This is a genomic window from Pseudomonas sp. RA_35y_Pfl2_P32 (genome assembly GCF_963970735.1).
Classification (GTDB): Bacteria; Pseudomonadota; Gammaproteobacteria; order Pseudomonadales; family Pseudomonadaceae; genus Aquipseudomonas.
The window spans coordinates 1-507 of record NZ_CAXAQF010000228.1; the positions used below are offsets into that span (position 1 = coordinate 1).

1 protein-coding gene is annotated in these 507 nt (G+C 59.8%); it reads right to left on the reverse strand.

The window, feature by feature from the left end; translation table 11 throughout:
• Positions 1-228: glycine--tRNA ligase subunit alpha (locus AACY45_RS28000; protein WP_339548717.1), on the reverse strand; the 228-nt coding region annotated here is incomplete at its 3' end.
• Between the last annotated feature and the right edge of the window lie 279 nt (positions 229-507).

Sequence of the window (507 nt, forward strand, 5' to 3'; positions counted from 1 at the left end):
CAGGATCACCTGATATTGGTAATAATGCTGCAGCCGGTTGGGGTTCTCGCCATAGCGGCCGTCGGTCGGGCGGTGGCACGGCTGGACGAAGGCGGCGTTCCACGTCTCGGGGCCGAGCGCGCGGAGCGTGGTCGCCGGGTGAAAGGTCCCCGCCCCCATCTCCATATCATAAGGCTGCAGGATCAGGCAGCCGTGCTGGCTCCAATAATCATGGAGCGTAAGGATCATGCGTTGGAAGCTGAGCGGCTGGGTCACGCCGCGGGCTTTGGCGCAGCGCGGCGGGAAATTCAACCAAGCGTTGCGCCGCGCGAACGCCATGCCACGCTCACATGACTTTTTGTCAGGTGTTGTTGACAATCGCTATGCGCTATGCCCATAAAGTAAGGGTCACCTGACTTTTAGTAAGGGGATAACGACCATGCAAAGGGCATTTGCGAAGGATATCATGAAGAATCGCCTGAAAGTGCTGCGCGCCGAACGCGACTGGAGCCAGGCAGAACTCGCCGG